Here is a 13,713-nt window from a genome sequence, read left to right as displayed (position 1 = left end):
CGGCTAGCGGCACGCTAGCGACGTTAGTCCGCCTTGTAAAAGGTTGCACCCACGTTGCCCCGGGGTTTCACCGAGGCAGGCGAGCCGCGGTGACTAAGCGTTCGTTCAGCCGGGCCTTCGCGGCCGGCCACTCCGGCGCGAGCATCGAGTAGGTGACGGTGTCGCGCGAGGACCCGTCCGGCCGGATCCGGTGCGCGCGCAGGACACCCTCGCGAAGCGCGCCAAGTCGTTCGATGGCGCGTTGCGAGCGCAGGTTGCGGATGTCGGTCTCCCAGCAGACCCGTTGCGCGCCAAGGGTTTCGAACGCGTGCGCGAGCAGCAGCAGTTTCGACTCGGTGTTCACACCGGTGCGCTGCCAGTCCGCGCCGATCCAGGTGTGCCCGATCGAGAGGATCCGGTGCTGCTCGACGACCTGGTAGTACGACGTCGTCCCGGCGACCCGGCCGGAGGTGGCGTCGAGCTGCGCGAAGGGCCGCCGGGCGGGGTCGGCCAGCGCGTCCGAGATCATCCGTTCGGCGGCCGGGACGTCCGCGGGCTGCCGGACGCTGAGCCACGCCCAGATGCCCGGGTCGGCGCCGGCCTCGAACAGGCCCTTGGCGTGCTCGGGCGTCAACGGCTCCAGGCGGACGTGCTCGCCGGACAGGGTCGGTCGGGTGCTCCAGTCGCTCACGTGATCACCTTAAGCACGGCATTGGCTGTTCCTGATAGCCAATATTCGAGCGTTTCCGCAGGCCACTTCGGCGTTGCCTATGCTCGACCGACCACGACGGAAGGGCGAGATCGATGGCCGAAGAGCGGGAAGAGCTGAGCTGGGAGCTGTTCGGCACAGCGAGCCGTGAACTGGCTCACACCATCGCCGATGACGGCTTCGCGCCCGACCTCATCCTCTCCATCGCCCGCGGCGGCCTGTTCGTCGCCGGCGCGCTCGGCTACGCGCTCGACGTGAAGAACCTGCACGTGATGAACGTCGAGTTCTACACCGGCGTCGACCAGCGGCTCGACCTGCCGGTGATGCTGCCGCCGGTGCCGAACGCCGTCGACCTCACCAGCAAGAAGGTGCTGATCGCCGACGACGTCGCCGACACCGGCGCCACCCTCAAGCTCGTCCGCGACTACTGCCTCGACCACGTCGCCGAGGTGCGCTCGGCCGTCGTCTACGAGAAGCCGCACTCGACGGTCAAGTGCGAGTACGCCTGGCGCCGCACCGACAGGTGGATCAACTTCCCGTGGTCGGTGCTGCCGCCCGTGGTCAAGCACGAAGGACAGGTTCTCGACGCATGAGCGACCCGCTGAAGCCCCTGCTCGACCTCGAAGGCGTGGCGGCGGCGGCGAAGTCCGCGCAGGACGCCGTGTTCGCGGTGCACCGCCTTCCGGCGAACCTGCGCGGGGGTGCGGCGACCGCGAGCGAAGCCTCGGTCCGCGCGGCGCGCGCGTCCGCCGGGATCGAAGGCGCCAACCCGGAACTGCCCGCCGACGGCGCGGTGGACGACCCGGTGCTGGCGGGCGCCCTGCGCGTCGCGGAAACGCTGGAGGCGCTGCTGCCGACGTGGCGCCGCGCGCCTATGCAAGCGTTGGCACGTATGCACGTTCTCGCCGCGGCGGACCTCGTCACCGACCCGGATGCGTTGGGACGCCCGCATTCCGGCGGTGGCCGGCTGGAGATGCTGGCGCAGCTGGTGACCGGTGCGACGTCGGTGCCCGGCCCGGTCCTGACGGCCGTCGTGCACGGAGAACTGTTGGCGCTCAAGCCTTTCGGCAGCGCCGACGGCGTCGTCGCGCGGGCCGCGGCCCGGCTGACGATGGTTGCGACGGGCCTGGACCCGAAGGCGCTGAGCATTCCCGAGGTCGCGTTCTTCCGCCGCGTGCCGCGTTATCTCGAAGCGGCGCAAGGATTCGCGAGCGGGACGCCCGAAGGTGTACGCGCGTGGCTGCTCTTCAACTGCGAAGCGTTCGAAGCCGGTGCGCGCGAAGCGAAGTCCATCTCGGACGCCGCGTCTTAAGCGAGCACGGCGTCCAGCAGTCCGGGAAACCGCGCCTGCAGGTCGTCACGCCGTAGTTCGACCCAGCGCCGGCGGCCGTCGACGAACGTCGTCGTCAACCCCGCTTCGCGCAGCACGCGCCAGTGGTGCGACAGCGTCGCCGCCGAGATGTCGACGTCGTACGCCTCGAGCGAGCAGCTGCGCGGCTCCGTCACCGTCGACAGCTCGCGGATGACCTCCAGGCGCACCGGATCGGCGAGGGCCTGCAGCACCGTCACGATCTCGATCGCTTCGCGCGCCGGCTGAGGCAGCGTCCTGGCCACCGCGATCTCCCAACAGTTGGATCGTTTGACAACGATCGAAGTATAGCTCCATCATGACCGTATGACGATTCGACGATCATCTAATGATCGGCTGGGGATCCTGCTCGTCCTCGCGGTGGGCACGTTCACCGTCGGCACCGACGGGTTCGTGCTCAACGGCCTGCTGCCGGTCATCGCCGCCGACCTGCACGTGACGGAGTCCGTCGCGGGTCAGCTCACCACCGTCTTCGCCCTGACGTACGCGGTCGCGTCGCCGCTCATCGCCGCGTTCACCGGCACTTGGGACCGCCGGTGGGTGCTGGCCGGCGGCATGGTCCTGTTCACCGTCGGCATGGCCGGCCAGGCGCTCGGGACGTCGTTCGCGGTGGTCGCCGCGGCCCGGCTGCTCGCCGCCGTCGGCGCGGCCGCGTTCCAGTCGAACGCCTACGTCCTCGCCGGCGCGCTCTCGTCCGAGGAACGGCGGGGGCGGGCGCTGTCCACGGTCGCCGCCGGGATGAGCGTGTCGATGGTGCTCGGCGTCCCGATCGGCGTGCTCGCCGGGACCTGGTTCGGCTGGCGCGCGGTGATGTGGGGGATCGGCGTGGTCGCGGTGGTCGTCGCGTTGCTGATCCCGCTCATCCCCGAGGTCCGCGTGCCCGCGGCCGGGCTGCGCGAACGCCTCGCCGTCATCGTGCGGCCGGCGGTCGCCCGCGTCCTGGTGGTGACGGTCTTCGGCACGCTCGCCGCGTTCACCGTGTTCGTCTACCTGCCGGTGCTGGTCGCGCCGGTCGCGAGCGGCGCCGTGCTGTCGTGGGTGCTGGTCGGGTTCGGGCTCGGCCAGCTCGCCGGGACGACGCTCACCGGCCGCGCCACCGACCGGCTCGGCCCGGCGCGGGTCCTCGCGTTTTCGCTGACGGGCACCGCGGTCGTGCTCGCGGTCGTGGACGTCGCCGTGGTGTCCCTGCCGGGGGCGCTGCTGTTCGCGGTGCTCGCCGGGGCGTTCGGCGGGCTGCTGATGGTGCCGCAGCAGCACCGGCTGTTCACGATCGCGCCGGACGTCCCGACCGTCGCGCTGGGTGTGAACGGCTCGGCGATCTACGTCGGCGGCGCGCTCGGCTCGGTGCTCGGCGGTGTCGTCCTCGCCCAAGCGGGCCCGGGATGGGTCGGCCCGGCCGGCGCGCTCGCCGCCGTCGCGGCGCTTGCCCTGTGCGTCAACCCAGCTTCGCGGACCACTTCTCCTCGATCCGCCCGAACCGCCACACCGCCAGTGCGATCACCCAGGTGAGCACGAACAGCCCGACGATCCCGAACCCGACGTAGTCCAGGTCGACCGACGCGATCGCGGCCAGCGGCCCGGACGTGATGTCCAGCTTCTCGGCGAGGATCGACACCAGCTCGATCGTGCCGATCAGCAGCGCGACGGCGACCGACAGCGCCGTCACCGTGAGGTTGTAGAAGATCTTGCGCACCGGCTTCGCGAACGCCCAGCCGTAGGCGAAGTTCATGAAACAGCCGTCCACGGTGTCGAACAGGCTCATCCCGGCGGCGAACAGGATCGGCAGCACGAGGATCGCGTACCAGGGCAGGGCGAACGTCGCGGCGCCCGCGGCCAGCACCAGCAGGCCGATCTCCGTCGCGGTGTCGAAGCCCAGGCCGAACAGCAGGCCGACCGGGTAGATGTGCCACGGCTTGCGCACGGCCTTCGTCGCGCCGCGCAGCAGCCGGTTCATCACGCCCCGGTTGTCCAGCTGGCGCTCCAGCGCGGCCTCGTCGAACTCGCCGCGGCGCATCCGCCTGAAGACCCGCAGGATGCCGACGAGCACCACGAGGTTCAGGATCGCGATCACGTACAGGAACACGCCGGACACCGACGTCCCGATGAGGCCGGTGGTTTCGTGCAGCGCCGACCCGTCGTCCTCGACCTGCCCGGCCAGGGCGCGGACGCCGAGGGAGAGCAGCAGGCACAGCACGAAGACGATCGTCGAGTGCCCGAGGGAGAACCAGAAGCCGACCGACAGCGGACGCTGGCCGTCGGCCATCAGCTTGCGGGTCGTGTTGTCGATCGCGGCGATGTGGTCGGCGTCGAAGGCGTGCCGCATGCCGAGCGTGAACGCCGTGACGCCCAGCCCGATGCCGAACACGCCGGACGTTCCCAGCGCGTAGTGCTGGGGTGCGACGAAAGCCGCCAGCACCACCCAGCCCACGACGTTCAGCAGCAGGATGAAACCGGCCATCCCGCCCACGGACACCCATTCACGGCGTGAAAGCCGTGACCCGGTCGCCTCGATCGTGCCCGTCATGGCCCACCCGCCTTCCCTCTCATCTGAGAGGTTAGGCAGGTGAACAGATGAAGGGCAATGCCGTCTCAGCTGGCGCGCGCCCTCACAAGATCAAGAGCCTTGCGAACGTGCCCGCCGGACGTGTGAAGCGCCTTCGCCGCGTTCGTGACGTCCGCCCCGGACAGCAGGTGCACCAGCGCCACCTTGAGGTCGCCCCCGGCCTCGGTGAGCGCGTCGGAGCAGTCCGCCATCGTCATGCCGGTGGCTTCCTGCAGGATGCGGATGGTCCGGCCGCGCAGCTTCGCGTTGGTGGCCCGCATGCTGACCATCAGGTTGGAGTAGGTCCGGCCGAGCTTGATCATCGTCGCCGTCGAGAACGACGTGAGGATCATCTTCTGCGCCGTGCCCGCCTTCATCCGGGTCGAGCCGGCGATCGCCTCCGGCCCGGTGTCGACGGCGATGAGCACGTCGACCCCGGCGGGCTTGGCCGCCTTCGCGTTGCCCGACACGAGGCCGGTGTGGGCGCCCTGGCGCTGGGCGGCGAGCAGCGCGCCCAAGACGTACGGCGTCCTGCCCGACGCCGTCAGCCCCAGTACGAAGTCACCCGGCTGGACCATGGCGGCCATCTCGGCCGCGCCCGCCCCGTCGTCGTCCTCCGCGTTTTCGACGGCCTGGCGCAGGGCGCGCTCGCCGCCGGCGTGGTGCGCGATGAACCAGTCACCCGGCACGTTGAACGTCGGCACCAGCTCGGCCGCGTCCAGCGTGGCGAGACGCCCCGACGTCCCCGCGCCGACGTAGTGCACCCGGCCGCCGGACCGCAGGGCGTCCACGGCGTAGTCCACCGCCTGGGCCACCTGCGGCAGCACGGCGGCGACCGCGCCGGCGACCGTGCGGTCCTCGGCGTTGATCGCGCCCAGGATCCCCGCGGTGGACATCAGGTCGATGTCCGTGGTGCGGGGATTGCGGGTCTCGGTCGGCGAATCGACGTGCACCGCCTGCATGGGGACGGTCATCATGCGCCTCACATTTTCTCCGGTCATTACTTGCCGGTTTCCCGCGGACGGCGGCGACCGTCCGGCCTCACTCCCAGGCGGTGCGAGCCGACCGCGTCCCTGGTGGCGTCCAGGGCGTTGACCGACGCGTCCATGTGCCGCTGCGCGACGCCGATGAACAGGCAGTCGATGACGGTGAGCTGGGCGATGCGGCTCGCCGTGGCCCCCGAACGGAACGTGGTTTCCCGGGCGGCCGTGGTCAAAACGTAGTCGGCGACCTCGGTGATCGGGGAGCGCGGGAAGTTCGTCACGGCGACGGTGATCGCGCCGTGTTCCCGGGCCACCCGCAGCGCCTCGACGGTGTCGGTGGTCGCGCCGGTGTGCGAGACGCCGATCGCGACGTCACCGGGGCTCAGCACCGCGGCCGAGGTGAGCATGATGTGCGTGTCCGACCACGAGAAGCACACGCGGCCGATGCGGTGCAGCTTCTGCTGCAGGTCCGCGGCGACGAACGCGCTGGCGCCCACGCCGTAGACGTCCGCGCGGCCGGCGCCGGCGACGACCTCGATGACGCGCTGCAGCGTCGCGACGTCGAGCTGCTCGGCCGTCTCTTCCACGGCGCGCGCGTCGGCGAAGCTGACCTTGCTGATCACGGCGGCCAGGTCGTCCTCCGGGCCGATCTCGCCGCCGAGGTTGCGCGAGCTGCGCGCCTCGGTGCGGGCGGTGTCCGCGGCCAGCGCGATGCGCAGCTGCGGGTACCCGCCGACGCCGACGGCCTTGCAGAACCGCGTCACCGTGGTCTCGCTCGTGTTGGCGGCCAGGGCCACCTCGGTGATGCTGCGCCTCGCGACCTGCGCGGGATCCTCCAGCACCACCTTGGCCACGCGCTGCTCGGCGCGGGCCAGGCCGGGGAGCAGAGACCGGATCCGGACGAGCGGACTGGCGTCGGCTTCCCGCACGGTCGCCTGGACCGGTACAGGTTCGGACGGTGCCGCTCCGACTACGGATTCGGTATCAGTCACCGTCGGAAAGTTACTAACCGTTGGCATTTGCGACAAGGCTACCCACACCCTTCGGTACGATCGCAACCCGTCCGTGTCTGCGGATCTCGATTTGCGATTAATCGTTGACCAGAAAGTCGCCAACAGGGTCGACCTTGTTAACGAGGTCAAGCTAACGACTTGGCAACTTAGTGTCGCGACGCAAACGGCTTGGTACCGCTCAGCGGTACACGGTTGTCGGCGTTCGGCGACCGAATGGTCACCGTGCGCTCAACTGGAAACCTTCGGCGGTGAAACCAGACGGTTCTCGCTCACCGTCGAGGAGTGATCGGCCGCGTTCGGTGACTTTCACACCGTCGACCGAAACGCCGCGGCCCGTGTAGTTCGGATCGGTGCTGTAACGCCACCTGAGGCTGACCGCGGCCCCCTGGGGCAGGGCGGCCGTCACCTTCCACCAGGCACGGTGCCCGTGTCCGGAGAGCGACGTCACATCTCCGGACGGTGCACCCGGCCCGGATACCGATAGCTCGATCGGTTGCCAGTTCACCCCGTCAGTGCTGGTCTGCAGCTGTAGTGGATCGGTGCTTCCCTCGGTGTCCACGAAGGCGTAGAAGGACACGCGCGCTTGATCACTTTGGGTAGTAATGGGGCGGGTACTCAGCGTCGCGACGCTGGCGTTACCCAGCGTGCTCGTCCAGGCGTCCTTCCCGGCGGCCGGTTTCACGGCCATGGCCCGCGCCAGCGACGTCGCCCACACCTGGCGGGCAGTGTTGATCGAGCCCCAGTTGCGGCTGGGGTGCACCCGGTTCGTCAGCAAGATCGCGAACGAACGCGACTCCGGGTCGATGACCAGCGTCGTTCCGGTGAAACCGGTGTGCCCGGCGGTGACCGGCGAGGCGAGCGCGCCCATGTACCAGGGCTGGTCGAGCTCGAAGCCGAGGCCGTGCGAGTCGTCCGGGAACTGCTGGTTGTAGTTCGTGAGCATCAGACGCACGGTGTCCGCGCCCAGGATCCGGTGACCGCGGTAGGTGCCGCCGTTGAGGATCGTCTGGGCCAGCGTGGCCATGTCGCCCGCGGTGCTGAACACCCCAGCGTGCCCGGCGACGCCGCCGAGTGACCACGCGTTCTCGTCGTGCACGCTGCCGCGCACCATCCCGCGGGGCGGGTTCGCCTCGAACTCCGTCGCGGCGATCCGGTTCAGCTTCGACGCGGGCGGGTTGTAGCCGGTGTCGGTCATGCCCAGCGGCGCGGTGATCCGGTCGTGCACCACCTTGTCCAGCGTCGTCCCGGTCAGCTTCTCGACGATGAAGCCGAGGGTGAGCAGGTTGATGTCGGAGTAGAGGTACGTCGTGCCCGGCTTGTTCTTCAGTGGGCTGTCGAGCACGGCCTGCCGGCGCGACGGGATGTCCGGGTAGCCGGCCCACAGCGACGGGATCGGGTCGGCGCCGAACCCGGAGACGTGCGTGAGCAGCATCTTGATCGTGATGGCGGCCTTGTCGCCGGTCGCGAACTCCGGGAAGAAGCGGCTCACCGGGGTGTCGACGGTGAGCTGCCCGCGTTCGATGAGCTGCAGCACGGCGATCGACGTGAACAGCTTCGAGATCGACGCCATGTCGAAGATGGTGTCGTTACGCATCGGAACCTGCTGGTCCGCGGGCAGTTCGGTGCCGGCTGCGTCGGCGTACCGCACCGCGCCGCCCACCGCGTACCGGTCGACGACCACGCCGTCGTGCGCGAGCAGCCCGACCGCGCCGGAGAAGTGCGGGTGCCCGGTGGCGTCCGGTTTCGTCCAGCTCGCCAGGAAGTCCTCGGCCGACTTGATCGGCGCCGGGTCGAGGTTGACGTCCTTGGGTGGCCCGTCGCGCAGGGTCGTCCACGGCGGGGCGAACCCCTGCTGCGGCCGGTCGAACCGGCCGGCGTCGTCGTGGCGTCCGGCGGGGGTGGTGATGGCACTGGCTCCCGAGGTCAACGTGGTCAGCGCGACCAGCACTCCGGTGGCCGCGGCGATGACCTTCCTAGCACGCACGACTCTTCCTCTCAGCGGTAGAGCAGGTGACGGCGACGTCTGCGGTCGAACTCGGCCAGCTCGGCCCGCCAGGCGCCGGTGACCTCGTCGACGCCGGCCCCGGCGTCGACCATCGTCCGGAGCCGGTCGGACCCGGAGAGCTTGTCGATGTAGTTGTCGGGACGCCAGGCGAACTTGTCCGGGTGCAGCGCCTTGGCCGTGACGAGCATGGCGACGGCCGTCCGGATCGCGTCGAAGGCCCGCGGGTCGGCGACGCTCACCTGGACCCCGCCGCAGGTCTCGTTCACGAACTTGTTGAACGTCGGCACGAAGTAGATCTCCCGGAACTTCGCGCCGGGCAGGTGGAGTTCCTCGAGCTTCTCGCGCCAGCGCCAGTCGAGCCCCGGCGCGCCGATGATCTCGAACGGCCGAGTCGTCCCGCGGCCTTCGGAGAACACGGTGCCTTCGAACATGCCAGTGCCGGGGTAGACGAGCGCGGTGTCCGGCGTCGGCATGTTCGGGCTCGGCAGGACCCAGTTCAGCCCGGTCTGCGCGAACTGGACGTCACGCTGCCAGCCGCGTACCTGCACGACTTCGAGCTTGGCGAGCTTCACGCCTTCGCCCGGCAGGAACTCCTCGGCGAAGTAGCGCGCGAGCTCGCCGACGGTCATGCCGTGCTGCTGGGCGATCGGTTTCTTTCCGATCCCGGAGGCGAACTTCGGGTCGAGCACCGGCCCGGCCAGCCGGCCGCCGATCGGGTTCGGGCGGTCCAGCACGACGACGGCGACGCCGGTCCGGGCCGCGGCCACCATCGCCGTGTAGAGCGACCAGATGTAGGTGTAGAAGCGCGCGCCGACGTCCGCGATGTCGAACACGAGGGTGTCGATGCCCGCTTTGGTGAACAGCGAAGCGAGCTTCGTCGCGTCGGCGCCGTACGCGTCGTACACCGGCACGCCGGTGCGCGGGTCCGTGTAGTCGCCTTCCGAACCACCGGCCTGCGCGCTGCCGCGGAAGCCGTGTTCGGGCCCGAAGGCCGCGGCGGGCTTGACGTCGGCCGCGACCATCGAGTCGACGATGTGGTCCCCGTTCAGCAGGACACCGGTCGGGTTCGACAGCACGCCGAGCTTGCGGCCCTTGAAGGCCTGCCAGCCCTGCGCGGCCAGCTGCTCCGCGCCGGTCAGCACCCGGCCGTGGCTCTCTGCCCCGGCCGGCTCCGGCTGGGTCCCGGCCGCCGGGGAGCCGCCACCGAGGGCCGGAACCGCGAGGGCGCCCGCGCTCGCGCCGAGGAAGCGGCGCCGGTTCAGGTTCACCAGGTGAGCCCGTGGCCGAACGGGTACTTCACGGTCTGCAGGTCGGCACCCGCGGGGATGTCGACCGGCAGCTTCCCGACCGGCTTCGTCTCACCGAGGATGACCTTGGTGAGCGCCTCCAGCGTCGGGGTGATGTAGCCGTAGGTCGCCAGCCAGGTCGGCACGGCGTTCGCGTAACCCGCGTCGTACGGGATCTGCGCGGCGACCGCGACGACCGGTTTGCCCGTGTTCTGCAGGGCCTGGAGGAGCTTGGTCTGCAGCGGGAAGCCGCCGATGTTGTTGGTCAGCACGACCACGAGGTCGACGTTCTTGGCGCTCGCGGCGGCCTGCGCGATCTGGGCGTCCGTGGGGGCCTGCCCGGTCTGGTACGCGGTCGCTGTGGTGCCGTGCGCGGTGAGCTTCTGCGCGAGCGTCGCCGTCGTGGAGACGCCCCAGCCGGTCACGAGCGCCGTCGCCGGCTTCTGCTTGAGCGGCAGCACACCGGCGTCGTTCGCGATGGCCGTGATGCCGCGGTCGGCGATGTCCTGCGCGGTCTTGAGGTTGGCCGGCGTGCCGACCGTCTTCATCACCCGGTTCGCGTCGACGAACGGCGAGAACAGGATGCCGCGCTTGAACTTCAGCTTCAGCACGCGCAGCACGCTCTGGTCGATCCGCTGCATCGACAGCTGGCCCGTCTTCACGGCGTTGATCACCGAGTTGATCGCGACGTCCAGGTGCACGGGCATGAGCAGCTGGTCGATGCCCGCCTTGAGAGCGAGCACCGGGATCTCGGCGTCGCTGTGCATTTCCCGAACACCCTGCATTTCCAGTGAGTCGGTGATGACCACGCCGTTGTAACCGAGTTCGCCGCGCAGTTTGCCGGTGATGATCGGCTGCGACAGCGTCGCCGGCTCGAGCGACGGGTCGAGGCTCGGGAACTGGATGTGCGCGCTCATGATCGAGTCGATGCCCGCGGCGATCGCGGCCTTGAACGGCGGTACGTCGATGTCACGCCACTGCTGCTCGGTCCGGTCGATCCGGGGCAGGCCGGTGTGGCTGTCGGTGGCCGCGTCACCGTGGCCGGGGAAGTGCTTGGCGGTCGCCGCGACGGTCTTCGTCGGGAAGTCCGAGTTCTGGTAACCCTTCACCTCGGCCGTGACGAACTGGCTGGCCAGGCCGGGCTGCCCGGCGAAGGAGCGGACGCCGATGACCGGGTTCGCCGGGTTCGAGTTGACGTCCGAATCGGGCGCGAAGTCCTGGTTGATGCCGACCGCGCGCAGCTCGTGCCCGAGGATGGTCGCGGCCTTCGTCGCCCGGCTCGGGTCACGCCCGGCCGAGACGGCCATCGAGTTCGGGAACTCCGTGGCGGGTGCGCCCATCCGGGTGACCGTGCCACCCTCCTGGTCGGCGCCGATCTGCAGCGGGATGTGCGCCCCGCTCGCGACGGCGGCCTTCTGGAGGCCGTTGGACAGCTTCGCGACCTGGACGGGGTCGTCGAAGTTGTCGCGGGTGTCGTTGTTGAAGTAGATGACGCCGCCCAGGTGGTACTTCTGGATCACCTGCGCCGGGGTGTCGACCCCGAAGTCGGTCTGGTTCTTCGGGTTGACCTCGTCGGCGGACTTGCCGTTCACCCAGGTGACGAACAGCTGCCCGACCTTCTGCTCGAGCGACAGGCCGCGCAGCGCCAGCGTCGCCGCGGCGTCCGCCTGCGCTTCCGCGCTCACCGCCGGTGCGCTCGCAGCGGTCGCGACACCCACACCGGTGAGGGCGAGCAGCCCCGCGACGGGCAGCGCGAGCGCATGGAACCTCCGATTTCGGGTCGTCACGACCAGCCTCCCAGAAAGTTGCGGACGCCCGGTGGACGTGAGAAGTCCACTCGGAGGCGCCAATATCGGGAAGCTACTCACCGAAAACATCGATGTCCATCGACCGACCGCAGCAACGGTCGAGTTAGTACCCGGATCGGTAGGAAATTCGCCGTTCGCAAGATGCGGGTCACCCGAACGGACTGGTGGGAGGGCAACTCGAACGGCGGAGCGTGCGCTCGTGGGGGCTCTCTTGCCGGGGCGCCGACCGCCCTACCCACATGACGAGGCGGCGCCCGTGGCCAAAGGCCAACGGGCGCCGCCTGCAAAGCGCGAACATCTCGGGCGACCAAGCGTGCAACTCTGGTCGTACCTACATGGACTCGGCGTGTGGCGTCCCACTACGCAGTCCCTAGACGACGAGCCTCCCGCGGCGCGCTGCGCGTGGGTACCCGGAGTCCGCGCACGGAGGTTTGCCGGGGTGGAACAGGCTTCTCTTCTACCTGTTCCCTGGCCGACCGAACGTCCGCACCTACTTTCTACGCCGTGAGCCCGGTCACTTCAAGTGCGCGGATGGGTGCACCGGTACAGAGGCTGGATCGGGTGACACGGGCACCCTGCGCGACGGACAATTCGAGGCTGGGCCAAGCAAAGTGGAGGCCGTTCGGCCGTCTGGGTGGTCCGGCCGCGGTTAGCGGGACCGACGGCGACGGTTGAGGCCGTACCAGGTAGCTCCAGCGGCCACCGCGCCGACACCGAGGGCCACCATCCCGGCGGACCGGGTCGGGATCCGGCTGCGCAGCGACATGGGCCGGTCGAACGCGAGGATCGGCCAGCCGCGTTCGAGCGCCTCCTTCCGCAGCAGCTTGTCCGGGTTGACCGCGTGTGGGTGCCCGACGACCTCGAGGAGCGGGATGTCGGTGCTCGAGTCGGTGTAGGCGAAGCACTCGGCGAGGTCGTAGCCGTGGGTCGCCGCGAGCTGCTTCGCCGCGACGGCTTTGTTGGCGCCGTAGCAATAGAAATCGACTTCGCCGGAATAGCGGCCGTCGACGATCTGCATCCGGGTCGCCACGCTCCGGGTGGCGCCGAGCATTTCCGCGACCGGCGCGACGACCTCTTCGCCGGTCGCCGAGAGCACGATGACGTCGTGGCCGTCTTCACGGTGCTGCGCGATCAGCTCGGTCGCCTCCGCGTACACGAGCGGATCGACGACGTCGTGCAGGGTTTCGCGCACGATTGCCGAAACCTGGGCGACGTCCCAGCCGGTGCACAACGCGGAAACCTCGGCGCGCATCCGCTCGGTCTTGTTCTCGTCGGCGCCGGCGAGGGAGAACACCAGCTGCGCGTAGGCACTGCGCAACGCGGCGCGACGGTTGATCAACCCCTCCTTCAGCAACGGTTTGCTGAACGCCAGTGCGCTCGACGAAGCGATGATCGTCTTGTCCAGGTCGAAGAACGCGGCCACCGCGTGCTCCGGGCCCGGGCTCAGGATGCGCGACGGCGCGCTGATCGGTTCGGCCACGACTCCAGGATAAGAGCTTGATCGCGACGCGTCCCGTTGATCCACCACGAGCGCGTCGTGTCGCCGGAAAATCCATGACAGGAAGGGACTTCCGGCGCGCGATGCCGTTACCGAACTGTGTGCCTCGCGCGTTGCGCAATCGGGCGTCCGGCGGAGTTACAGTGAGGGAGTCCGGTGTCCAACCGGGCCGGTTCAGTCCGACCCCCCGGGGCTGAACCCCTGGCGGCCCTCGTCCCTCCCCCCTGGCGAGGGCCGCCTCTTAACCTTCCGCTTGCCTTTTTGCGAGCCGGGTTCCGAATCGCCGGACAGTTCTGTCGCGCTCTTCGCCCGTGCCGAATTCTTGAACGCTGCTCGGCGTGCCGATTGCCGCCGCGGGCGCGGCGCGATCCTGCCACACCCCACCGACGGAAACCGGTGCACGAGCCGTTCCGCGGTGGCAGTTGTCCACAACACCCCGGTTGTCCACAGCCCGGCCCCCGGCCCGTTGTGCCCTCCTGCCACCCGGCGCGACGGTGGAACCCGGGCCATCCGAGGCCCGC

At 69.6% G+C, this 13,713-nt stretch carries 12 protein-coding genes; 3 read left to right on the top strand and 9 right to left on the bottom strand.

The window, feature by feature from the left end; genetic code table 11:
* Positions 1-67: 67 nt before the first annotated feature.
* Positions 68-670, bottom strand: coding sequence for a GNAT family N-acetyltransferase (locus tag VA596_RS07030; protein ID WP_323324498.1), 603 nt, complete (start codon positions 668-670; stop codon positions 68-70).
* Positions 671-783: 113 nt separating this feature from the next.
* Between VA596_RS07030 and VA596_RS07025 the strand changes: the two genes are divergently transcribed.
* Together VA596_RS07025 and VA596_RS07020 are read left to right on the top strand one after the other, a co-directional pair.
* Positions 784-1,281: a phosphoribosyltransferase gene (locus tag VA596_RS07025; protein ID WP_323324497.1), complete on the top strand. Its 498-nt coding sequence runs from the start codon at positions 784-786 to the stop codon at positions 1,279-1,281.
* Complete coding sequence (locus tag VA596_RS07020) at positions 1,278-2,000, top strand: Fic family protein (RefSeq protein ID WP_323324496.1); 723 nt, start codon at positions 1,278-1,280, stop codon at positions 1,998-2,000. Before VA596_RS07025 ends, VA596_RS07020 begins: the two co-directional genes overlap by 4 nt.
* Here the strand turns inward: VA596_RS07020 and VA596_RS07015 are convergent.
* Complete coding sequence (locus tag VA596_RS07015) at positions 1,997-2,302, bottom strand: ArsR/SmtB family transcription factor (RefSeq protein WP_323324495.1); 306 nt, start codon at positions 2,300-2,302, stop codon at positions 1,997-1,999. The genes VA596_RS07020 and VA596_RS07015 overlap by 4 nt on opposite strands.
* A gap of 61 nt (positions 2,303-2,363) precedes the next feature.
* On the opposite strand from VA596_RS07015, the gene VA596_RS07010 reads away from it, so the two are divergent.
* Positions 2,364-3,566 carry an MFS transporter gene (locus tag VA596_RS07010; RefSeq protein ID WP_323324494.1) on the top strand — a complete coding sequence of 401 codons (1,203 nt, stop codon included), beginning with the start codon at positions 2,364-2,366 and terminating at the stop codon, positions 3,564-3,566.
* On the opposite strand, the gene nicT is transcribed toward VA596_RS07010, so the two are convergent.
* The 7 genes from nicT to VA596_RS06975 all read right to left on the bottom strand — a co-directional run bounded on the left by nicT (position 3,493) and on the right by VA596_RS06975 (position 13,174).
* The gene (gene nicT, locus VA596_RS07005; protein ID WP_323324493.1) at positions 3,493-4,581 is read right to left on the bottom strand and encodes a Nickel transporter NicT; all 1,089 of its coding nucleotides are present in this window, start codon (positions 4,579-4,581) and stop codon (positions 3,493-3,495) included. The genes VA596_RS07010 and nicT overlap by 74 nt on opposite strands.
* Positions 4,582-4,646: 65 nt before the next feature.
* Complete coding sequence (locus VA596_RS07000; RefSeq protein WP_323324492.1) at positions 4,647-5,576, bottom strand: N-acetylmuramic acid 6-phosphate etherase; 930 nt, start codon at positions 5,574-5,576, stop codon at positions 4,647-4,649.
* A gap of 23 nt (positions 5,577-5,599) precedes the next feature.
* A complete protein-coding gene (locus VA596_RS06995; protein ID WP_323324491.1) occupies positions 5,600-6,574 on the bottom strand; it encodes a MurR/RpiR family transcriptional regulator in 975 nt (324 codons plus the stop codon).
* 238 nt (positions 6,575-6,812) lie between these two features.
* The gene (locus tag VA596_RS06990; RefSeq protein WP_323325697.1) at positions 6,813-8,543 is read right to left on the bottom strand and encodes a serine hydrolase; all 1,731 of its coding nucleotides are present in this window, start codon (positions 8,541-8,543) and stop codon (positions 6,813-6,815) included.
* A gap of 47 nt (positions 8,544-8,590) precedes the next feature.
* Positions 8,591-9,868: an exo-beta-N-acetylmuramidase NamZ family protein gene (locus VA596_RS06985; protein ID WP_323324490.1), complete on the bottom strand. Its 1,278-nt coding sequence runs from the start codon at positions 9,866-9,868 to the stop codon at positions 8,591-8,593.
* Positions 9,865-11,622: a glycoside hydrolase family 3 protein gene (locus VA596_RS06980; RefSeq protein WP_323325695.1), complete on the bottom strand. Its 1,758-nt coding sequence runs from the start codon at positions 11,620-11,622 to the stop codon at positions 9,865-9,867. The genes VA596_RS06985 and VA596_RS06980 overlap by 4 nt, the downstream gene beginning before the upstream one ends.
* 721 nt (positions 11,623-12,343) lie before the next feature.
* Entirely contained in the window at positions 12,344-13,174 is an 831-nt protein-coding gene (locus tag VA596_RS06975) for an HAD family hydrolase (RefSeq protein ID WP_323324489.1), read from the bottom strand.
* Positions 13,175-13,713 lie beyond the last annotated feature (539 nt).

Source organism: Amycolatopsis heterodermiae, from assembly GCF_034929455.1.
Lineage (GTDB): Bacteria > Actinomycetota > Actinomycetes > Mycobacteriales > Pseudonocardiaceae > Amycolatopsis > Amycolatopsis heterodermiae.
This window is presented reverse-complemented; position numbering and strand designations above follow the sequence as displayed.